This is a genomic window from Streptomyces sp. NPDC007205 (genome assembly GCF_040634095.1).
In the GTDB taxonomy this organism is placed as follows: domain Bacteria; phylum Actinomycetota; class Actinomycetes; order Streptomycetales; family Streptomycetaceae; genus Streptomyces.
In genome coordinates this window covers 32490-52682 of record NZ_JBEYEW010000040.1, presented here as the reverse complement: position 1 = coordinate 52682, position 20193 = coordinate 32490, and the positions used below count along the sequence as shown (strand labels likewise).

The following is a 20193-nucleotide window of genomic DNA, read 5'->3' as shown; positions in this document are numbered from 1 at the left end:
CTGCACACCTACAACCACCACCGCTGCCACACCGCACTCGGCGGCCACCCACCGATCAGCCGTGTGAACAACGCTTCAGGTCAATACACCTAGGCTCCGTCGGCAGCCGAGGTCAGGATGACTCCTGCCGGGGCACCGACACCGTCACCCGCAGTCCCCGCGGCTCGTGGTGGGCGTACTCGATCGAGCCGCCGCCCGCCGCCAGCAGGGCCCGGGAGATGGACAGACCCAGGCCCGAGCCGTTGATGTTCTGATGGCGGCCGCTGCGCCAGAAACGGTCGCCCACACGCGCGAGTTCCTCGTCGGTGAGGCCGGGCCCCGTGTCGGTGACGACGACCGTGGAGGTGTCGCCGTCGGCGGCGACGGTGACCTCCACCGTGCCGCCCTCGGGCGTGAACTTCACGGCGTTGTCGATCACCGCGTCCAGGGCGCTGGACAGGGTGATCGGGTCCGCCCAGGCGGTCGTGGGCGGGCAGTCCCCGGTCAGCCGGACACCCTTGGCCTCGGCGACCGGCGACCAGGCGGCGAGCCGCTCCGCGGTGAGCGCCCCGACGTCGGCCAGCGTCAGATCCGCGTCGGCGTGCTCGGCCAGCGCCAGGTCGAGCAGGTCGTCCAGGACCTGCGCGAGACGCTTGCCCTCGGTGCGGACCGAGGCTATCTCCTCGTTGCCCTCGGGGAGTTCGAGAGCGAGCAGTTCGATGCGCAGCAGCAGCGCCGAGAGCGGGTTGCGCAACTGGTGCGAGGCGTCCGCGACGAAGGCGCGCTGCTGCTCCAGCACGTCCTCGACGTTGTCCGCCATCTCGTTGAACGAACGGGCCAGCCGCCTGAGTTCCGGCGGACCGCCGGCGACCGCGACCCGGGACTTCAGCCGCCCGGTGGCGATGTCGTGGGTGGTGGCGTCCAGAACCCGTACCGGTCTGAGCACCCAGCCGGTCAGCCGCAGCGCCGCGCCGACGGCGAGCAGCATCGCCGCGCTCTCGCCGGCCCAGATGAACAGCCAGCCGCGCAGGGTCCGCGAACGCATCTGCGCGGTGGGCGAGTCGGTGACCACGACCGCCACGACGTCCCCGTCCCGGATCACCGGCGAGGCGACGACCAGCCGGCTGCGCTGCCAGGGCCACACCTGCTTGGGGTCGTGGCTGCGCCGGCTGAGCAGCGCCTCGTCGAAGGCCTCCCGCACCTCCCCTTGGCGCGGTACGAACCAGTCGCCGGGGGCGTTGGCCATCGCCGAGCCGTTGCGGTAGAAGACGCCGGCACGGATGCCGTAGACGCCGTAGTAGCTGTCCAGTTCCCTGCGCAGGGCTTCCAGGCGCTCGTCGGTGCCGGTGCGGCGCGATCCGCTGGGTCCGGCGGTGACGAACTGGGCGAGCGCGGCGAAGCGTGCCGTGTCGTCGATGCGGTCGACGACGACCTTCTGCTGCTGGGCGGCGGCCAGGCTGAGGGCGAGCGGAAGCCCGAGCGCGAGGAGGACGGCCGCCATCAGGACGATGAGCAGCGGCAGCAGCCGGGTGCGCACCCGTCCCCGCTAGGCGGCCGGGGCGACGAGCCGGTAGCCGACGCCCCGTACGGTCTCGATCAGCGCGGGCATGCGCAGCTTGGCGCGCAGGGAGGCGACGTGCACCTCCAGGGTGCGGCCGGTGCCCTCCCAACTGGTGCGCCAGACCTCGCTGATGATCTGTTCCCGCCGGAAGACCACGCCGGGGCGCTGCGCGAGCAGGGCGAGCAGGTCGAACTCCTTGCGGGTCAGCTGGATCGCCGAACCGTCCACGGTGACCTGCCGAGTGGGCAGTTCGATGCGTACGGAACCGAGGCGCAGGGCGCTCTCGCCACCGGTCGCCGGGTCCTCGTGGACGGTGCGCCTGCTGACGGCGTGGATACGGGCGAGCAGCTCCCCGGTGTCGTACGGCTTCACCACGTAGTCGTCGGCGCCCAGGTTGAGCCCGTGGATACGGGAACGGACGTCGGAGCGCGCGGTCACCATGATCACCGGGGTGCTGGTGCGCTTGCGTATCTTGCCGCAGACCTCGTAGCCGTCCTGGTCGGGCAGGCCCAGGTCGAGCAGGACCACGCCGAAGCCAGCGCCCTCGGGGACGAGCGCCTGGAGAGCCTCCTCGCCGCTGCGCGCGTGAGTGACGTCGAAGCCGTGTCGCGCCAGCACGGCGGACAGGGCCGCCGCGACATGGTTGTCGTCCTCGACGAGCAGCAGTCTCATTCCGGCCCCCTCCGGTTCAGCGGTCGTACGGTCTGGGTCCGCGCGCGATGTGCGGCTCACGCGCGCGTGCACCATGGCAGTCACGCCGATGGACTAGGACGGCGTCAAGAGCGTTCCGGTTGCCCCGTCGGTTCCGTTATCCGGCCGATACGCGCACGCGGGGAAAGTGCTACGAGACGTGTCCGTTTGCTATCGGATCGTGATGCTCAGATCTCCCTCAGATGTGATGACGCAGGTCACAGCCGCTCACTACTGTCCTCCGAAACCGAGGAGGACGGAGCCCCGAGAGCGATGACCAAAGTATCGGTGACCAAGGAAGACGTGGTCACGTCCGACGAACTGGTCGTCCTGAAGAGCGTCAACAAGCACTTCGGCGCGTTGCACGTGCTCCAGGACATCGACCTGACGATCGCCCGCGGCGAGGTCGTCGTGGTCATCGGGCCTTCCGGGTCCGGAAAGTCGACTCTGTGCCGCACCATCAACCGCCTGGAGACGATCGACTCCGGCAGCATCGCGATCGACGGCAAACCCCTGCCCCAGGAGGGCAGGGAGCTGGCCCGGCTGCGGGCGGACGTCGGGATGGTCTTCCAGTCCTTCAACCTCTTCGCGCACAAGACCGTGCTCGAGAACGTGATGCTGGGTCAGCTCAAGGTCCGCAAGACGGACAGGAAGCAGGCCGAGGAGAAGGCCCGGGCCCTGCTGGACCGGGTCGGTGTGGGCACCCAGGCCGACAAGTACCCCGCCCAGCTGTCCGGCGGCCAGCAGCAGCGCGTGGCCATCGCACGCGCGCTGGCGATGGGCCCGAAGGTCATGCTCTTCGACGAGCCGACCTCCGCCCTCGACCCCGAGATGATCAACGAGGTCCTCGAGGTCATGCAGCAGCTCGCCCGTGAGGGCATGACGATGGTCGTCGTCACCCACGAGATGGGCTTCGCACGATCGGCTGCCAACCGTGTGGTCTTCATGGCCGACGGCCGCATCGTCGAAGAGGCTGCGCCCGACCAGTTCTTCAGCAACCCGCGCAGCGACCGGGCCAAGGACTTCCTGTCCAAGATCCTGCACCACTGACGGCGCCGGGACGTCACTCCGCCACCGCCCAGCCCGATGACCCGAAGGATGTTCCAGATGAAGTTCCACAAGTCCGCCCCCGCGGCCGTTCTCGCCGCCCTCGCGCTGAGCCTGACGGCCTGTGGCGGCGAGTCCGGCAACGCCGGTGACCAGCCCGGCGGCGGGAGCACTGGGGCGAACGCGCCGAAGCTGCCGACGTACGCCGTCGCGAGCGGGGTGAAGATCGACTCCGCCACGCTGAAGAAGGCGCAGAAGGCGGGCAAGCTCGTCATCGGCGCCAAGAGCGACCAGCCGTTCCTGGGCTTCGAGGACACCACCGGCAAGCGGTCCGGCTTCGACATCGAGATCGCCAAGATGGTCGCCGCCGACCTCGGTTTCAAGCCGGAGCAGATCGAGTTCAAGACCGTGGACTCCAACGTCCGCGAGACCACCATCTCCAAGGGCGACGTCGACCTGTACGTCGGCACGTACACGATCAACGACGAGCGCAAGAAGCAGGTCGGCTTCGCGGGCCCGTACTTCCTCGCCGGCGCGGACCTGCTCGTACGCAAGGACGAGAAGGGGATCACCGGTCCCGCCTCGCTCAAGGGCAAGACCGTCTGCTCCATCAAGGGCTCGACCCCGCTGCAGGAGATCAAGAAGCCCAAGTACGGTGCGAAGACCGTCGAGCTGTCGAAGTACTCCGAGTGCGTGCAGCAGCTGCTGAACAACGAGGTCGACGCCGTCACCACCGACGACGCGATCCTCAAGGGCTACGCGGCGCAGCGCCCCGGCCAGCTCAAGGTGGTCGGCAAGCCCTTCACCAAGGAGCCGTACGGCGTCGGCATGAACAAGGACGACAAGGCCCTGCGCGACGCCGTGAACAGTGCCCTGGACAAGCACGAGAAGAACGGCGACTACAAGAAGGCGTACGACGCGACGCTCGGCCTGTCCGGCTCCGCGTACACCGAGCCGCCGGCCGTCGACCGCTACTGACGCGCCGAGCATTGTTGACGCGCCGCTGAGACGTCGCCGCCGCGGCGTCGACGCATCCGGCCGTCGCCGACCAGGCCGCCGCCGACCCGGTTTCCCGCGGGTCCGCGGCGGCGCGTCGGACCGTGCCGGCGACGCCGTCCGGCGCTTCGTCCCGGACGGGTCCTGCCCTGCCCGTACACCGCCACGAGGACCTCCCCGTGAACGTATTGCTCGACCATCTCGCGGACTTCCGCGAGGGGTTCATCGGCACCGTACTGCTGACTCTGGCCAGTGGAGTCCTCGCGATGGTGCTGGGTGTCATCATCGCGGGTTTCCGTGTCTCCCCCGTGCCTCCGCTGCGGATGTTCGGCACCGCGTGGGTCACCCTCTTCCGGAACACGCCGCTGACGCTGCTGTTCCTCATAGCGTGGTTCGTCGTCCCGGTCGTCTTCGCGCCGGGTCTGAGTCCCTGGATGAAGGCGCTGCTGGCCCTGGGCTTCTACACCTCGGCCTTCGTCTGCGAGGCGGTGCGGTCGGGCATCAACACGGTGCCCGTGGGCCAGGCGGAGGCCGCCCGCTCGATCGGCATGACCTTCTCGCAGACGCTGCGCATGATCGTCCTGCCGCAGGCGACGCGGACCGTCGTGGCGCCGCTCAGCTCCATCTTCATCGCACTGACCAAGAACTCGGCCATCGCGGGCGCGTTCAGTGTCACCGAACTGTTCGGCTGGCAGAAGACGATGAGCGATCAGGGCTACGCCATCGCCTGGATCTTCCTGTGGGTGGCCCTGGGCTACCTCGTCATCACCTTCTCGATCAGCGGCCTGTTCCGGCTGCTGGAGCGCCGTCTGGGGGTCGCGCGATGACTTCGAGCGTTCTGTACGACGCGCCGGGCCCAAAGGCCCGGGTGCGCAACCGCCTCTACACGGTGCTCGGTTCGCTGGCGCTGGCCGGCCTGCTCGCCTTCGTCGTGTACCGGCTGGATGTCAAGGGCCAGCTGGATCCGAAGGTCTGGAGCATCTTCAACAACGCCGGTGTGCGCACCATGATCCGCGACGGTGTGCTGACCACGCTGAAGGTGTTCGCCGTGGCCGGCACGCTGTCCCTGCTGCTCGGCCTGCTGCTCGCCGTGGCCCGGGTGTCCGAGCACCGGGCGGTCCGCTGGTTCGCGACCGGATTCATCGAGCTGTTCCGCGCGGTCCCGCTGCTCATCACCATCTACGCCCTGTGGGTGCTGTTCCTCAGCTACAAGGGCGACCTCGGGGTCATCGGGGACAATTCCGCCTTCTGGGGCCTGGTCGTCGGCCTGACCGTCTACAACGGCTGCGTGCAGGCCGAGGTGTTCCGGGCGGGCATCAACGCCGTGCCCCGGGGCCAGGTCGAGGCCGCTTACGCGCTCGGTCTGCGCAAGTACCAGGTGATGACGACCCTGTTGCTGCCGCAGGCGGTCCGCTCCATGCTGCCGACCATGATCAGCCAGCTGGTGGTCACCCTGAAGGACACCTCGCTCGGCTACGTCATCACCTACACCGAGTTGCTGTACGCCACCCGGCAGATGGCCGGCAACATCATCGTCAACGGGGAGAACCCGTACACGGCGGTCACCATCGTCGCCGGCGCGATCTACGTGGCGATGTGCCTCGCGCTCTCCTCGCTCGCGACCTGGATCGAGCGGCGGGGCCGCCGTACGAGGACGGGTGTCGCCGTCGCGGCGGCGGCCGAGCCGGCCGAGCAGCCGGCGGTGCTCGACGCCGTGGGCGAGGGCGACCAGGTGGTGCAGTAGCCGGGAAGTGAGGGTGCGGGCGGCAGCGGGTCGCGCCGCCCGCACCCGCTTCACACGGCTGTCACCTCTTCGCGACGGGCTTGATGACGACCGTGGCCGACATGTCCGCGGGATCCTGATGGACGGCCAGTGTGACGTTGGCGTTCATGTCACCTATGGGCGTGAGCAGGATCGACTTGTTGCAGCCCTTGGTCGACGACTGTTCGGTGTCGTAGCCGGACCCCCACTTGACGGACGCGCGGGCCCGCCAGATGGCACAGCCGGGGAAGGTGATGCGGATCGTGTGCTCACGCAGGTTGGGCAGCGAGGTGCTGCGGTACTGCTTGTCGACCCAGGTGTACTTGGTGGGGAAACCGCCGACCTTGATGGTGCCGGACACCTTGCCGAGATAGATCTCGGAGGGGCCGTCCGCGAACGCGGTAGGTGTGGCCAGGACGGAAGCCAGGACCGCCGTGCCGAGAAGCATGGCCGCGCGACGCTTCACCTTCGTACCTTCATTGGTGCGCATGAACAAACTCCTTCAGGGACCTCGCGCAGGGAGCACCCGGACGCGAGGAGGGCGTGAGCTTTACGGTGGGAATCGGACTATGCCGGGTATTCGCCCCAGTTCCAGTGCCATGTGTCCTTGTACACCGGCGTCAAATGGCTGTCGCCGATCCTGTAGACGACTTTCGCCTCGGCGTAGAAGGACTTGCACTGGTTCTTCGGCGGCAACGCCTTCGTCAGGGTTTCCACGGGCGCCTTAGCGCGCATAACACTGTCGCGATAGACCAGCTTGGCCCGCCCGGACGGGGACTTGCAGTAGATCTGCCCACCGAGGTTGTCGACCTGCCGCCCCCTGGGGCAGCCCTTGGCCGTCTGGAACCACACCTTGAGGTATTTGCCGAACTGGTCCGAGTCGTACCAGACCTTGAGTTCCGGGCTGCCGCAACTGACCTTGAGCCCCGGAGCGGGCGCGGCAGCCGCTTCCGCCGGCACGCTCGCCGCTCCCATGGTCAGCATACTGACGGCCGCGGCCGCTGCCCACACCGCACCGCGTCGACCCACATTGGCCATCTGAATTCCGTTCCTTTCGCTCAGGCTTGCGAAGCGCCTCCATCCTGCGTTCCGGGATACGAAGCGATGACCCCCCATTCGGGGGATCGCGAAAAACTGCCCCCTAAGACGGGGATTGACACCACAACGGAGCGTGCACCAAAAGGAACTTGACGCATGGCAGCGCCAATCGGGAGGATCACCCGAGCGTCGCCCGCCATGACTGAGCGAGTGCGATGTCACACGTTCCGTTGCGTACGCACAGAGCCACACGGGGGTCGGCATGCTGCGGGTGGGAATCATTGACGACAGATCACTCTCACGCGCGGGGCTGCGCGGAATGCTCCATTCCCTGGCACCGGACACATTCCGGAATATGAGGCTCAGCGTCGTGGCCGAGGGAAAGCGTGCCCACACGGCCGCACTGGTGCGGGCCACCCGCCCGGATCTCCTGGTCTGCGGTGACACATGCGGCAAGGACTCCCTGGCGCTGGTGGAGACCGTCGCCCGCCTTACGGCGCCCCCCGCCGTCCTGGTCATCGCGGAGCGCATCACGGAACGGGACGCCCGCACCCTTCTCGCCCATGGCGCGGCCGGTGTCCTGCTGCACCGCTCCGCGCGCAAGCACCTCACCTGGGCCCTCACCGCCGTCACCAAGGGCAGCCGCGCGCTCTCCCCCGAGATCGCCGACGCGATCATCCACGGCTGCCCCGCCCCGCCCCGCTCCCCGCACGGCGCTCATGAACGCGTGGCCGGCCTCAGTTCACGCGAGCGCGAGGTCCTGGCCCTCCTCAGCGACGGCCTCCCCAACCGCGCCATCGCCCAGGCCCTGTACATCAGTCCGGAGACGGTCAAGGACCATATCCGTACGCTGTGCGGGAAACTGCGTGTCGACAATCGAATGCACGCCGCCCGTATCGCCTGGCAGGCCGGTGTCGCCGACTGACCACCACTCAGCCGTATGACGGCCGACGTCACTTGACGCAAGCACGCGCACTGGGTTGCATACGTTCTGTGATCGTGCACCCTGCTTCACCCTTCTGTTCACCCACCGCCGTCAGGACACCGCTGCGGGCAGGGGGCGCCACGCCGTGGAACCGGTGATCATCATCGGAGCGGGGCCCGTCGGGCTCGCGCTCGCCCTGGCGCTGGCCCGCCAGGAGGTGCCGTCCGTCGTCCTGGACGAGGGCCCCGGCAAGGACGAACCCCGCCCGGCGCGCACCGTCGTCCTGCGCGAGGACACGGCCGCCCTGCTGGAACGGTTGACCGGGGTGGCGCTCGGTGAGCACGGCGTGCGCTGGGCCGGATGGCGGTCCCTGCGGCGCAAGCAGGTGATGAGCGAGATCACCTTCACCGAGGCCGCCCCCGCCGCCCCGCTGCACATCGCCCAGCATGTGATCACCGGTGCCCTGCGCGCGGCCGTCGCCGACGAGCCACTGGTGAAGACGGCCGTGGACAGCCGCCTGGACGCGATCGAGCAGGACCGTTCCGGCGTCATCGCGCACACCCGTGGCCCCAAGGGCACCTGGTGGCGAGGCAGTTACCTGGTCGGCTGCGACGGACCCCGCTCCACCGTGCGCAAACTCCAGGACATCCGCTTTCCCGGCCGTACGGCGGTGGAGCGGCACGCGGTCGCCGCGCTGCGGGTGGAACTTCCGTGGCAGGGCCGGGCGTTGCTCCATCGGATGCCGCCGTGGCGGCAGTCCGGGCCCTCGGCCGCGGAGGTGACCGCCCGCCCCCTCCCGGACGGCGTGTGGCGCCTGGACTGGCTGCTGCCACCGGGCAAGGAGCTGGTCACGCCCGAGATCCTGGTGGCCCGGATCCGCGAGACCCTCGCGGCCTGGGCGGACGGCTCCACACCGCTGTACGAGCTGCTCGACACCGGGGTTCACACGGTGCACCACCGGCTGGCCCGCCGATGGCGCGCCGGCCGGGTCCTGCTCGCCGGGGACGCGGCCCATCTGCTCGGCGCACTCGGCACCCAGGGGCTCGACGAGGGCCTCCGGGACGTCGACAACCTCGCCTGGAAGCTGGGCGTGGCCTGGCACCACGGCCCGCACGAGGCGCTGCTGGACAGCTACCAGGCCGAGCGGCGCGCGCTGGTCGCCGCCCGGCTGCGCGCCGCCGACCAGGTGCTGCCGGTGCTGCGCGGCGCCGGCGGGCTGCGTCAGATGGTTCCTGGCACCGCCCGGAACCACGATGTACTGCTCACGGACGGTCACCTGGGGCGCGGATCTCTCGGCGCGCCGGGGGCGTACGCCGACTCCCCGCTGGCGCCCCGGCATCTGGAGGCCGAGATCCCGGTCGACACCCCGCCCGGCGCGCAGGTCACCGACGTACGGGTCACCGCGGAGGACGGTTCCTTCGTACAGCTGCGCGACCGGCTCGGCCGCGGCTCCCTGCTCGTCGTGCTGATCGCGCCGGGCACGGGTGTGTGGGACCGCAAGCACTGGGTCTCCGCCGGGGTGATGCCCCGGCTCGCCGCCGCGGTGACCGCGCTGCCGCACCCTGCCGAGCTGCTGGTCGCCGAGAGCTACCCGGGCGCGCCGGCGCACAGTGTGCTGCTCGTACGCCCCGACGGCCACCTGGTCACCGCACTGAGCGGGGTCCGCCCGGCCGACCTGTACGCGGCGGCGGAGGCGACGCTGGGCGGCGCGGTGAAGGAGAACGAGGCGGTGAAGGAGAACGAGAAGGAGGAGTCGGAGGCGGAGGGCCAGGCGGAGGGCCAGGCGGAAGCCCGTTCCGGAGTGCGCTGACCGTGTGCCCCGTCGCCCTCCGTCCACATGGTGACAGTGAGTTGACCGAAGTGCACCGACATGCTGTACTCCGGACCATGACCGACACCCGCGTGCGCCTGTGGCGGAGGGTCCATATGGACCTCGTCCGCTATGCGGGCTGCGTGTGTCGCCCGTCCTGCTGAATTCGCCTCCCCTTTTCCGGGCGCCGTCGCGCGCCCGTTCCGCGAACGCTCTTCAGGACGGTGTGTGTACGTGTCTGTGCCCTCCCCTTCCGTCTCGCCTGCCGTCGGCTCGGCACCCGCGCAGGCGGACCTCCTCGACTTCGTGCGGCGTACGGCCGCCGACGCCGAGCTGATCGCCTCCCTTCCACTCGATCCGGAGGGCCGCACCTGGGTGCGGCTGAAGGGGCCGGGCGGCAGCGAGGCCTGGCTGATCGGCTGGCCGCCCGGCACCGGCACCGGCTGGCACGACCACGCCGACTCGGTCGGCGCGTTCCTCACGGCCTCCGGCGAGCTCAGGGAGAACTCGCTCGCCGCCCGGCTGCCGACCGACGGCTGGAAGACCCTGGAACTCGCCGAGGACGTGGACCGCGGACGCCGGCTGCCGGCCGGCCAGGGCCGCGCCTTCGGCCGTCACCATGTCCACGAGGTCCTCAACGAGTCCCTCGACCGACACGCGATCTCCGTCCACGCCTACTACCCGCCGCTGCCGCGCATCCGCCGCTACAGTCGCACCGGCCAGGTTCTGCGCCTGGAGCAGGTCGAACGCCCGGAGGACTGGCAGTGAGCGGCACCATCGGCCAACCGCCGGTCGGTATCGACGAGTTGCTGGAGCGGGTGCGCGCGAACTACCGGCGCATCAAGGCACATGAGGCGCACGCGGCGGCGCGGACGGGCCAGGCGCTGCTGGTCGACATCCGGTACGCGGCCCTGCGAGAGCGGGACGGGCTGATTCCCGGGGCACTCGTCATCGAGCGCAACGAGCTGGAGTGGCGCCTCGATCCGCAGGGCAGCCACCGCGTCCCCGAGGCCACCGGCCACGATCTGCGCGTCGTGGTGATCTGCAACGAGGGCTACGCGTCCAGCCTCGCCGCCGCCTCCCTCCACCAACTGGGCCTGCACCGGGCAACGGACCTGGTGGGCGGCTTCCAGGCGTGGCGGGCAGAGGGACTCCCGGTGGAGCCGGCGAGCGCCTGATCCGGGACGATTCGGGGGCCCGGCTCCTGCTCTCCTTCGCCGTGGCCACCGTCACCGCCCGTACCCGGAACGCCGCCCGCCCCGCAAGCGCGCTGCGGTCAGTTCTCCAGGCGGACAGGCATCAGTATCGAAAAGGTGTCCTCGGTGTCGGTCCGTCGGATCGCCAGGGGCGCCGTAGGGGCACCGAACTCCAGGATCAGCTGCTCCTGGTCTCCGGCGGCGAGGGCATCCAGCAGGAACTCGCGGTTGACGGCGACGTGGTCCTTGCCGTCGTCACCGTCACCACAGACGATCACCACGCCGTCGGCCCCCACCTTGAGCACGCTGAGGTCACAGGAAACACCGTCCTGCCCGCGCACCTCGCTTGCACGAACGGGGCCGGTTTCCACCGCCTCCCGGAAAGCCGTGACATCGACGAGGGCGCGGCGCCCTGCCGGCAGGCGGACGAGGCGGCGGTAGTCAGGGAAGTCGTGATCGAGGCACTGGCCAGCGGCCTGACGGTCCCCCGTCTCCAGGGCCACGCGGTCACCGTCCACAGTGAGCTGGACGGACGCGTCGTCGCTCAGCAGCGCCCGCATCGCGTCGGCGAGCGGGGACGGCACGATGACCTGCACACGAGGTCCGCCATGGCCAGTGGTTCCGGCTTGTGCGACAGCCATCCGGTACCGGTCGGTGGCCACGACCTGCAGTGCCTCACCCTCGATGTCGAACAGGAGGCCACCGAGCATCGGCAGCTCCGGGTCGGTACTGGCGGCGAAGCGGACCGCGTCCACCGCGGCGGCCAGCTCGGGTGCGGAGACGGCCAGCCGGGCAGTGGCGGTGCGGAGCATGGTCATGGGACTCTCCCTGTATTCGAGTAGCGCTCGGAGCGTGGAGAACTCACTGCGGGCATCGGACAGCCCCAGTTCAAGGCGGCGCAGATGTGCCTGAAGCAGCTTCCGTACCAGGTCGGTGTCCGCGCTGGACCAGCCGGCCAGCACCAGCCGAATGTCCGCCAACGGCATACGCGCCCGGCGCAGCCGAGCCAGCAATCGGGACTCTTCAAGCTGCCCGGGGCCGTACCAGCGGTAGCCGCTCACGGGATCCACCCAGGTCGGGACCAGCACGCCGGCACCGTCGTAGAACCGCAGGGCGCTCACACTCAGGCCACTGTCCCGGGCCATCTCACCAATACTGCGCATCTCGCTCTCCACACCCAGAACTCTGAGCCCTCCACCAAGTCGAGGGTCAACAGCCGGCCGATGGACGTCAGGCAGGACGAACGGTCGGTGCCGAAAAGCGCGCAGGTCAGACGTCGCTGTCGCAACAGATGACCAGCGTGGCTGGTGACACGGTTCTTACCGGCAGCCCGAGTAGGCGCGGGCGAACCCGCTGCCGAGCGAGGTGGCGAGGAACAGGACGGACAGCACCTCGGTGCGCAGCATGCGGAGCACCTGACGGCGCGTCGCACCGGCGAGGCGGGGCATCGGCATCGGCATCGGCATCGGCCGGCGAAAGAATCCGCAGCCCCGGGAACTCACGGCGAGACCCGCGATCCGTAGCCCGCCGCCCCGAGGGCTCAGTAGTCCCCTTCTCCGAGGAACTCCGTGTCCTCGCCCTCTTCCTCCAGGGCCTGGCGGACGACGCGGAGGGCCATGCCCTCGGGGTAGCCCTTGCGGGCGAGCATGCCGGCGAGACGGCGGATCCGCTTGTCGCGGTCGAGGCCTCGGGTGGCACGCAGTTTGCGGGCCACCAGCTCGCGGGCCGTCGCCTCCTCCTGCTCGGAGTCGAGCTGGGAGACGGCCTCGTCGATCAGCGCGGAGTCGACCCCTTTGGTGCGCAGCTCCTGGGCGAGCGCCCGGCGTGCGAGCCCCCGGCCGTGGTGCCGGGACTCCACCCAGGCGTCCGCGAACGCGCTGTCATTGATCAGCCCGACCTCCTCGAACCGCGACAGCACCTCCTCGGCCACGTCTTCGGGGATCTCCCGCTTGCGCAGGGCGTCCGCGAGCTGCCTGCGGGTGCGCGGGGTCCCGGTGAGCAGGCGCAGGCAGATCGCCCGTGCCCGCTCAGCCGGGTCCCCTGAAGACTCCCCCCGCTCGGCCCTCGACGAGGAAGGGGCGCCTTCGTCCTCATCGGGCGCGTCCCCGAAGCCGCGCCGCCGCCGGCCACGCCCCCGGCCGCCGCGCGGGCCGCCGCCACTGCCGGAGCCGCGGCCGGGCGAGCCACCCCCGTGCGGCTCGCCGCCCGGGCCGCGCAGGCGGGCGTGGCCGTCATCGCCATGTCCCCCGGCTCCGCGGTACTCGTCGTGCCCGTCGTCACCGTCGTAACCATCGGCCCGGTATCCGTCGTCACCGCCCAAGGCGGAGTCCGCGTAGCCCCCGGTGCCCCTCCCCCGTGGGGCGCCGGGGGTGACGTACTCGTACTCGGCCCAGTCGGTTCGTCGTGTCACGGGTCAGCTCTTGGCTGCGGCGGCCTTGGGCTTGGTGGCCTTGGCGGCTGCCGGGGCAGACACGGTCTTGGCGTCGTCGGTGGCCGGGGTGGCGACCGCTGCGTCCGCGCCCGGCTCGGCCGCGGGCTCCTCCGGCCGGACGCCGACGCCCAGCTTCTCCTTGATCTTCTTCTCGATCTCGTTGGCCAGGTCGGGGTTGTCCTTGAGGAAGTTGCGCGCGTTCTCCTTGCCCTGGCCGAGCTGGTCGCCCTCGTAGGTGTACCAGGCGCCGGCCTTGCGGACGAAGCCGTGCTCCACGCCCATGTCGATCAGACCGCCCTCGCGGCTGATGCCCTGACCGTAGAGGATGTCGAACTCGGCCTGCTTGAAGGGCGGGGCGACCTTGTTCTTGACGACCTTGCACCGGGTGCGGTTACCGACCGCCTCCGTGCCGTCCTTCAGCGTCTCGATGCGGCGGATGTCGATGCGCACCGAGGCGTAGAACTTCAGCGCGCGGCCACCCGTCGTGGTCTCCGGGGAGCCGAACATCACGCCGATCTTCTCGCGGAGCTGGTTGATGAAGATCGCGGTGGTCTTGGACTGGTTGAGCGCGCTGGTGATCTTCCGCAGGGCCTGGCTCATCAGACGGGCCTGCAGACCGACGTGACTGTCACCCATCTCGCCCTCGATCTCCGCACGCGGTACGAGCGCGGCGACGGAGTCGATGACGATGAGGTCGAGCGCGCCGGAGCGGACGAGCATGTCCACGATCTCCAGCGCCTGCTCACCGTTGTCCGGCTGGGAGAGGATCAGGTTGTCGATGTCGACGCCGAGCTTGCGCGCGTACTCGGGGTCGAGAGCGTGTTCGGCGTCCACGAAGGCGACCTGCCCGCCGGCCTTCTGCGCGTTCGCCACCGCGTGCAGGGTCAGGGTCGTCTTACCGGAGGACTCCGGTCCGTAGATCTCCACGACACGGCCGCGCGGCAGGCCACCGACGCCGAGGGCGACGTCGAGTGCGGTCGACCCGGTCGGGATGACCTCGATGGGCTCCCTCGACCGCTCGCCCATGCGCATGACCGCGCCCTTGCCGAATTGTCGTTCAATCTGTGCGAGCGCGGCGTCGAGCGCCTTCTCGCGGTCGGTTCCTGCCATGGGTTCCACCCGGTTTGCTTGAGTCGATCGCTTCACGTCAAAGACGCTAACGCCTGCCACTGACAATGCGCCCCGACGCAGGCCCAGCCTGTGGATAACCGAGGGACTTCTTCCCGCAAAACGGGACGAAATCCACTGCCGAAAGCCTTGCCTGAGCCTCCATGAGAATGGATGTTCGATTTACGTGTCAAGCGCACCAGGCGTGGCGCCGCATGCCCTCGCGCATGGCCGTGGAGAGCCCCTTCGGCACCACGGTGTCCATGACGCTCGCGATGGGGGGCACTCGACGGCGGCACCGGCGCTCCGAGGCCCGCCGGCCCTACGAGTCCTACGACTCCTCCGCCTCCGGCGGTCCGGCCCGCAGCCGGCGTATGCGTGCCGGCATCCCGGGACGGCCGGGCCTCCGGCCACGGTGACCGTGCACCCTGGGATCGTCCGTGACGGCGTACCGCTTCACATACGCCCCGAGGAAGGCCTGGAGGGTGGCGACCGCCGGGATGGCGATCAGCGCACCGACGGCTTGTTGAGGAAGTCGGCGTTACAGACCACGCAGGCCATGCCGTCCGCCTGCCGGGCGTTCAGGTGCCAGAAGTAGCGCTCCATCACGTGTCACCTCCCGCAGACTTGCCGCGCGGACCGGCCGCCGGAGCCGGAGCGGAGCCGCCGGCCGAGCCCTACACGGGCGTGATCGCAGCAGCCCGGTAGGACGTACCGGACCGGCCGTCGATCTCCCAGTCGGTGGCCCACAAGTCCGTGACCCTGACCTCACAACCCTCCGTGATGCCCTGAGGCAGGCCGCTGGTCACCACGTGGATTTCGTCCAGCCGCCGCCCTTCCAGCTGACGCACCACGAGACCCGTGATCCACAGCGGGTTTCCCTCACGGTCGCACCGCTGATCACCCTCAAGCGTGGTGCGCGGTTCCGGAGCGATCAGGCACCGGATCGTGCCCAGCCGCCTCGTGTCGATCGGCTTGTTGATCAAGACGGTTCACCTCATCCCGCATCACACCGACCAAGCCACTTATCCGGATGAGTGCCCGTATACTTGGCGTCAGGCGGGCAACCACTTATCCTCATGAGTGCGCGATACCACGCACCACCGACAAGGGCCACTGACAAGCAACTCAGACCGAAGCCCGTCCGAGTACCTACACCCCCGACCCGAGAAGGACACCAGCCATGGCAGCCCGAGAGCACATCGAACGCGCCCCGTCCATGTACTTGCAGGTAGCGCAGCGCATGGCCACCGACATCACACGAGGCCGCTACCAAGCCGGCGATCTCCTGCCGTCCGAGTCGGAAATGGTGAAGATGTACGGCATCGGCAAGCACACGGCCCGTGCCGCCGTTGCCGAGCTGCGCCGTATGGGACTGGTGGAGTCGTTGCAGGGTAAGGGCAGCAGGGTGCTTCCCACCGGGGGAGTTCTCCCCGCCACCCGTGTTGACCGGTCCATCCAGCGCACCACAAAGGGCAGTTGGCACCTACCGGAGATGGTGGAGACGGAGCCGGCGGCCGTCACCAGGACCGCGCTGGACGGGCCCCCGGCGCTTCTCTTGGACCAGCAGGACCAGGACGCCATCAACGTGGACCGCCTGATCCACGATCCGGCCACCGGTGCCCGCATGGCTCACCGTGTTCTGATCCCGATGGCCACCGCCGCCGAGGTGCCCACTTTGGCCGAGCAGCCAGACGCCGAGATCATCGACCTCTACCGTCAGCTTGCCGAGGCCGGACTCAGCCTGTCGTTCACCGAGCACGTCACCGCCCGCGCCCCTTATCCCGACGAGCGGACCGCACTCGGACTCACCGACGCCAGCCCCCTCCTGATCACCTACCGCATCACCGCCGATGCCGACCAGGACCGCCCGTTGCTGTGCGAGGAGCTCAAAGCCCCCGCCGCCACCTGCCAGCTCACATTCCCCGTCACGCCGACGAAGGCACCCGCCAAGCGCACCGCCCGCCGACGATCCGAATCGGAGTAACTTCTCTTTACTTGCTCAAGGGCGCGCCTTCGGCGCGCCGGGCGGCCCTGCCGCCCCGGCCGGGCATGCGGCCTTCGGCCGGTCCCGTCCGGACGACAGCCGCCCGACACCACCACCGCACCCCACCAAGCAAGAAGCCCCCCGCGGAATCATCGCGGGGGGCTCTGTCGTCTGTCCTGCCGGCCACCGGGGAAGCGAGCTACACGACCGCCAGGCCCTACGCTCCCCCACCACGGGCGCCAACTCGAAAACGGACCTACGGTAGTTCGTAGGGCGCCAACGCCGCTCACCGTGACGTACAGCGCCGTGACGAACGGAGCAGCGGACGGAATCACCACGAGGCCCCAATCACCCTTCGAGTGGGATGGTCAGGTTTCACGGTACGGCGGCAGTCGTCGCACGTTAGGTATGGCGCCTCACTTCATGAGAACGGAGATCCCATGCGAGTCCGCTCGATGGTCACTGCCCTGTTCCTAGCCGGCACGGTCGTCATCCCCTTGTCCGGCAGTAGCGCCGCAGCGGCCAGCAAGTCAGCCGCCGCCTGCCGGGAAGGAGCCATGTTCGCCGCCGGCCAGGGGTACTACACCTGCGCCCAGGGCCAGTACGTCTACAGGGATTGTGGCCCCGGCACTCATGCCGTCCAGCAGGGTCAGGACAACGTCTTCTGCGACTACGACAGGTAATGACCGGCAGGACCGCTCTTGCTACATAGCCAAGTGGGTTGCGGGCGGTGGTACCAGGGGCGCTACAGCGCGCCCCTGGACCCCGCCCACGCGTGGCAACCTCACGCGCGAAGAAGGTTTCGTCGTGGTCCGGGCCCGTGCGCGCGTGATGTCACCACGCACGCGATCTCACACGGTACCGCCGTCGAGGGGTGCCGAGCCGACCTCGCCCGTCAGCCGGCCAAGGGCCGCCCGGGACTCGGCTCTGTCCAGAACTGGGCGACAAGTGATCACCGCTAGGCTCGCCACCGGGGACCGCCACTGCCTCCGCAACAGCGTCGTGGACCGCTAGTGCCTGGTCCACCCCAGTCAGCTCAAACACCCGCCTCAGCCCAGGTGGCACACATGCCAAAGCCAGGGATCTGCCGTTGTTCACTGCCATCCGGTTCGCCACCAGGAATGCGTTCAGCCCTCCGAATCACAGAACGTCACTCCTGACAGGTCTAGAACCACATGGGGATTCCGCGCGGCCATGAGGTCACCGAAGAGCGCCACATAGGTAGGCCTGGTCAAGTAGTCCATCTCGCCGATGACCCTGCCTACCAGGCAGTTACCCACGAGAGTCCTCGTGATCGAGGGCGCTTCCGACACAACGACCAACCGCTTCCACACCGGCAAAGGCGCTGCGAGCCCAACGCCCGCACGTCGCCTTCCCCGATTCTCGTCCGTGAAGCCACCTAGGGCAGTGTGAGGAGAGAGGGCAGACCGCTACCGTCCGACCCTCCCGCGCCTTCGGCCATCGCGCATGCGTCGGGTGCCCACACCCGCCCACCGCGCATTCCACGGCGGCGTGGTCGGCCTGTTCAGCACCGCAGCGATGAGGCCCTGGGTCGGTCACGGGGCGGACTGACCTGCAAGATCCATCTGGCGAGCGAGGGCGGCCGACGCCCGCTCGCCTTCGTCATCACACCAGGTCAGTGGGGAGATGCCCCACAGCTGATCCCGGTTCTCGAACGCATCCGTGTGCCCCGCTCAGGCGGAGGACGTCCGCGGACACGGACCGACCACCTGGGCGGCGATAAGGCGTACAGTTCCCGCCGTAATCGGCGCTACCTGCGACGGCGACAGATCAAGCACACCATTCCCGAGCGCAGAGACCAGCGGGCCAACCGCCAGAGCCGAGGCAGCGCGGGCGGCCGGCCCACCGGCTTCGACAGCGCGATGTACAGGCGTCGCAACGAAGTCGAGCGAACGATCAACGTCCTGAAGGGCTTCCGGGCCGTATTCACCCGTTTCGACAAGCGCGCCTACGTCTTCCACGGCACCGTGACCGTTGCTGCCTTACGTCTCTGGCTCCGCTCGTGAATCACTAGCCTCTAGCAGGGCACGCCTACCTGGTAGGACCGCTGGCCGGAGTCGATGTCGTTGCTGCTGTCGGTCCAGTACGGGCCGTTCTGGTGGAACGTCATGGTGACGCTGTAGGTGCCGCAGGCGCTGAGGGCCGCAGGTGAGCCGCCACTGGCCGAACCGCTGGCGGACCCTTGCGTGACGGGGTTGGGGGTGGCGTAGTTTCCCGGCTGGCCGCTGATGCTCACCGAGCCGGTGGCGTTCCACTTGGCGGGGTAGGTCGATGAAGCGTTGTACCAGGAACCGCCGTACTGGTACTGGTCGTTGCTGGTCTTCACGATGACCTGATTGCCGCCGGAGGCGAAGCGCAGGCACACCTGTACCTGAGCGTAGGTGTAGCTGCCTCCGCCGTAGAAGGACTCGGCCGGTCCGCAGTAGTCACCCGCCGGGACAGCGACGGCGCGCTGTTCCGCTGCAACGGCGGGCATGGTGAGGACGGACCCGGACAGTGCCAGCATGGCGACGCCCAGGCTGGCCGCCACTTTCCGGGACCGCTGCCCGGACGCGGTGGGAGTTGCGGTGGGGTGGACGGTGGCTGGTCTGGTGCGTCGTGAATGCTGCATGAGCCGCCTTCTGGATCGCGTACCGCCCCTTGGTTGCAGGGTGTGTCCAGGACAGCAGACCCGTTAACCACATGGTGTCCCTATCTGCCTATTTCATCCGTGAGGGTGGGTATGGCCACTGCTGTACGCATCCCCATCTGTCATCACCGAGTGTCTGGCTCAGGAGCCACACATACCGATCCCGAGCCGTGTCAGCCGTAGGCGAGAATCCGGTGAGCCTTCCCGATTCGCGGGGCAGTCCCTAGGCCTGCCCGGCGAGGGGATGCCTTCACGTCTCGGCGCGGCGGAACTTACGGTTTGTGGGTTACCCAGAGCAGTTCCGCCGGCCAGCGGTGTGCCCAGTCGGGTGGGTCGGTTTCGTTGTAGCCGTTGGGTGTTCCGAGTTCGGGCCGCGGCTCGATGAGGTCGTCGATGATGAGACCCGCGCCGCGCAGGACCTTGACCCAGTCGCCGTAGGTGAGCTGATAGCTGGTCGCGCCGTCGTCTTCGGTGATGGTGTTCAGCCCGAAGTAGTCCTGCTGCAGCGTCGTGGTCACGCGGCTGGCGGCTTCGTCGTAGCAAGCTTCGAACCATGGGCTGGCGACGTTGAACACCAGTCGCCCCCCTCGGACCAAGACGCGTGCGGCCTGCGGGACGGCCAGGTGCGGGGGCGCCCAGCTGAGCCCACCGAAGTCGCAGAACACCAGGTCGAAGCTGTCGGCGGCGAAGGGGAGTTGTTCGGCGGCGCCCTGCACTAGTGGGTAGCGGGCTGCTCCCATCGCGCGGGCCGCTGCGGCGAGTTGGGCTTCGGACAGGTCGAGCCCGACCACGGTGGCGCCCTCGGCGGCGAGCGCCCTGGACCACTGGCCGGCGCCGCAGCCGAGTTCGAGGACGCGCTTGCCGGTGACGTCGCCCAGGGCGTGCAGGTGCGCGTCGGGGATGGAGTACATGCCCCACAGCCGGGGTGCGGCGCCGATTTGCGGGTCGTGCTCGTGCTGGTAGGCGCTGCTGATCTGGTTCCAGAGCCGCCGGTTGGCGGGGATGCTGTCCACG

At 69.1% G+C, this 20193-nt stretch carries 23 protein-coding genes and 2 pseudogenes; 13 read left to right on the top strand and 12 right to left on the bottom strand.

What is annotated here, in order from left to right; all coding sequences use genetic code 11:
* Positions 1-112 precede the first annotated feature (112 nt).
* A complete protein-coding gene (locus ABZ624_RS36360; RefSeq protein WP_360098814.1) occupies positions 113-1516 on the bottom strand; it encodes a HAMP domain-containing sensor histidine kinase in 1404 nt (467 codons plus the stop codon).
* A 9-nt stretch (positions 1517-1525) separates the two neighbouring features.
* On the bottom strand, positions 1526-2212 hold the full coding sequence (locus tag ABZ624_RS36355) for a response regulator transcription factor (protein ID WP_360098812.1): 687 nt from the start codon (positions 2210-2212) through the stop codon (positions 1526-1528).
* 291 nt (positions 2213-2503) lie between these two features.
* On the opposite strand from ABZ624_RS36355, the gene ABZ624_RS36350 reads away from it, so the two are divergent.
* The 4 genes from ABZ624_RS36350 (at position 2504) to ABZ624_RS36335 (ending at position 6017) form a co-directional block, all read left to right on the top strand.
* On the top strand, positions 2504-3280 hold the full coding sequence (locus ABZ624_RS36350) for an amino acid ABC transporter ATP-binding protein (protein WP_360098810.1): 777 nt from the start codon (positions 2504-2506) through the stop codon (positions 3278-3280).
* 57 nt (positions 3281-3337) lie between these two features.
* Entirely contained in the window at positions 3338-4255 is a 918-nt protein-coding gene (locus ABZ624_RS36345; protein WP_360098808.1) for a glutamate ABC transporter substrate-binding protein, read from the top strand.
* A gap of 197 nt (positions 4256-4452) precedes the next feature.
* A complete protein-coding gene (locus ABZ624_RS36340) occupies positions 4453-5100 on the top strand; it encodes an amino acid ABC transporter permease (RefSeq protein WP_360098806.1) in 648 nt (215 codons plus the stop codon).
* Complete coding sequence (locus tag ABZ624_RS36335; protein ID WP_360098804.1) at positions 5097-6017, top strand: amino acid ABC transporter permease; 921 nt, start codon at positions 5097-5099, stop codon at positions 6015-6017. The genes ABZ624_RS36340 and ABZ624_RS36335 overlap by 4 nt, the downstream gene beginning before the upstream one ends.
* A gap of 61 nt (positions 6018-6078) precedes the next feature.
* Here the strand turns inward: ABZ624_RS36335 and ABZ624_RS36330 are convergent, their stop codons facing one another.
* Both ABZ624_RS36330 and ABZ624_RS36325 read right to left on the bottom strand, forming a co-directional pair.
* Complete coding sequence (locus ABZ624_RS36330) at positions 6079-6525, bottom strand: hypothetical protein (RefSeq protein ID WP_360098802.1); 447 nt, start codon at positions 6523-6525, stop codon at positions 6079-6081.
* Between the two features lie 77 nt (positions 6526-6602).
* A complete protein-coding gene (locus ABZ624_RS36325) occupies positions 6603-7073 on the bottom strand; it encodes a hypothetical protein (protein ID WP_360098800.1) in 471 nt (156 codons plus the stop codon).
* A gap of 355 nt (positions 7074-7428) precedes the next feature.
* On the opposite strand from ABZ624_RS36325, the gene ABZ624_RS36320 reads away from it, so the two are divergent.
* The 5 genes from ABZ624_RS36320 to ABZ624_RS36300 all read left to right on the top strand — a co-directional run bounded on the left by ABZ624_RS36320 (position 7429) and on the right by ABZ624_RS36300 (position 10986).
* On the top strand, positions 7429-7998 hold the full coding sequence (locus ABZ624_RS36320) for a response regulator transcription factor (RefSeq protein ID WP_360098798.1): 570 nt from the start codon (positions 7429-7431) through the stop codon (positions 7996-7998).
* Between the two features lie 145 nt (positions 7999-8143).
* Positions 8144-9808, top strand: a complete 1665-nt coding sequence (locus ABZ624_RS36315) for an FAD-dependent monooxygenase (RefSeq protein WP_360098796.1) — start codon at positions 8144-8146, stop codon at positions 9806-9808.
* Between the two features lie 77 nt (positions 9809-9885).
* Positions 9886-9972 (top strand): putative leader peptide, encoded by an 87-nt coding sequence (locus ABZ624_RS36310; RefSeq protein ID WP_324608114.1) that lies wholly within the window; start codon positions 9886-9888, stop codon positions 9970-9972.
* A 70-nt stretch (positions 9973-10042) separates the two neighbouring features.
* Positions 10043-10576, top strand: a complete 534-nt coding sequence (locus ABZ624_RS36305; RefSeq protein ID WP_360098794.1) for a cysteine dioxygenase — start codon at positions 10043-10045, stop codon at positions 10574-10576.
* Positions 10573-10986 (top strand): rhodanese-like domain-containing protein, encoded by a 414-nt coding sequence (locus ABZ624_RS36300; protein ID WP_360098792.1) that lies wholly within the window; start codon positions 10573-10575, stop codon positions 10984-10986. The genes ABZ624_RS36305 and ABZ624_RS36300 overlap by 4 nt, the downstream gene beginning before the upstream one ends.
* Positions 10987-11084: 98 nt before the next feature.
* Here ABZ624_RS36300 and ABZ624_RS36295 read toward each other — a convergent pair whose 3' ends face one another.
* The 4 genes from ABZ624_RS36295 to recA form a co-directional block, all read right to left on the bottom strand.
* On the bottom strand, positions 11085-12167 hold the full coding sequence (locus ABZ624_RS36295) for a MerR family transcriptional regulator (RefSeq protein WP_360098790.1): 1083 nt from the start codon (positions 12165-12167) through the stop codon (positions 11085-11087).
* Positions 12168-12323: 156 nt separating this feature from the next.
* Entirely contained in the window at positions 12324-12458 is a 135-nt protein-coding gene (locus ABZ624_RS36290; protein WP_360098788.1) for a hypothetical protein, read from the bottom strand.
* Positions 12459-12544: 86 nt separating this feature from the next.
* Complete coding sequence (recX, locus tag ABZ624_RS36285; protein ID WP_360098786.1) at positions 12545-13414, bottom strand: recombination regulator RecX; 870 nt, start codon at positions 13412-13414, stop codon at positions 12545-12547.
* 3 nt (positions 13415-13417) lie between these two features.
* The gene (recA, locus tag ABZ624_RS36280) at positions 13418-14545 is read right to left on the bottom strand and encodes a recombinase RecA (protein ID WP_360098784.1); all 1128 of its coding nucleotides are present in this window, start codon (positions 14543-14545) and stop codon (positions 13418-13420) included.
* Between the two features lie 224 nt (positions 14546-14769).
* Between recA and ABZ624_RS36275 the strand changes: the two genes are divergently transcribed.
* Entirely contained in the window at positions 14770-14961 is a 192-nt protein-coding gene (locus ABZ624_RS36275; protein ID WP_360098782.1) for a hypothetical protein, read from the top strand.
* Here ABZ624_RS36275 and ABZ624_RS36270 read toward each other — a convergent pair.
* Both ABZ624_RS36270 and ABZ624_RS36265 read right to left on the bottom strand, forming a co-directional pair.
* A pseudogene (locus tag ABZ624_RS36270) lies at positions 14874-15065 on the bottom strand (AI-2E family transporter); the annotation flags it as partial. The gene ABZ624_RS36275 and the pseudogene ABZ624_RS36270 sit on opposite strands and share 88 nt — an antisense overlap.
* A 154-nt stretch (positions 15066-15219) precedes the next feature.
* Complete coding sequence (locus tag ABZ624_RS36265; RefSeq protein ID WP_360098780.1) at positions 15220-15528, bottom strand: hypothetical protein; 309 nt, start codon at positions 15526-15528, stop codon at positions 15220-15222.
* A 197-nt stretch (positions 15529-15725) separates the two neighbouring features.
* On the opposite strand from ABZ624_RS36265, the gene ABZ624_RS36260 reads away from it, so the two are divergent.
* The 3 genes and pseudogenes from ABZ624_RS36260 to ABZ624_RS36250 form a co-directional block, all read left to right on the top strand.
* On the top strand, positions 15726-16529 hold the full coding sequence (locus ABZ624_RS36260) for a GntR family transcriptional regulator (protein WP_360098778.1): 804 nt from the start codon (positions 15726-15728) through the stop codon (positions 16527-16529).
* A 440-nt stretch (positions 16530-16969) separates the two neighbouring features.
* Positions 16970-17212 (top strand): hypothetical protein, encoded by a 243-nt coding sequence (locus ABZ624_RS36255; RefSeq protein ID WP_360098776.1) that lies wholly within the window; start codon positions 16970-16972, stop codon positions 17210-17212.
* 783 nt (positions 17213-17995) lie between these two features.
* Positions 17996-18556: pseudogene (locus ABZ624_RS36250) on the top strand (IS5 family transposase); the annotation flags it as partial.
* A gap of 11 nt (positions 18557-18567) precedes the next feature.
* Here ABZ624_RS36250 and ABZ624_RS36245 read toward each other — a convergent pair.
* Both ABZ624_RS36245 and ABZ624_RS36240 read right to left on the bottom strand, forming a co-directional pair.
* On the bottom strand, positions 18568-19161 hold the full coding sequence (locus tag ABZ624_RS36245; protein ID WP_360098774.1) for a hypothetical protein: 594 nt from the start codon (positions 19159-19161) through the stop codon (positions 18568-18570).
* Positions 19162-19451: 290 nt separating this feature from the next.
* Entirely contained in the window at positions 19452-20192 is a 741-nt protein-coding gene (locus ABZ624_RS36240) for a methyltransferase domain-containing protein (protein WP_360098772.1), read from the bottom strand.
* Position 20193: the final 1 nt, after the last annotated feature.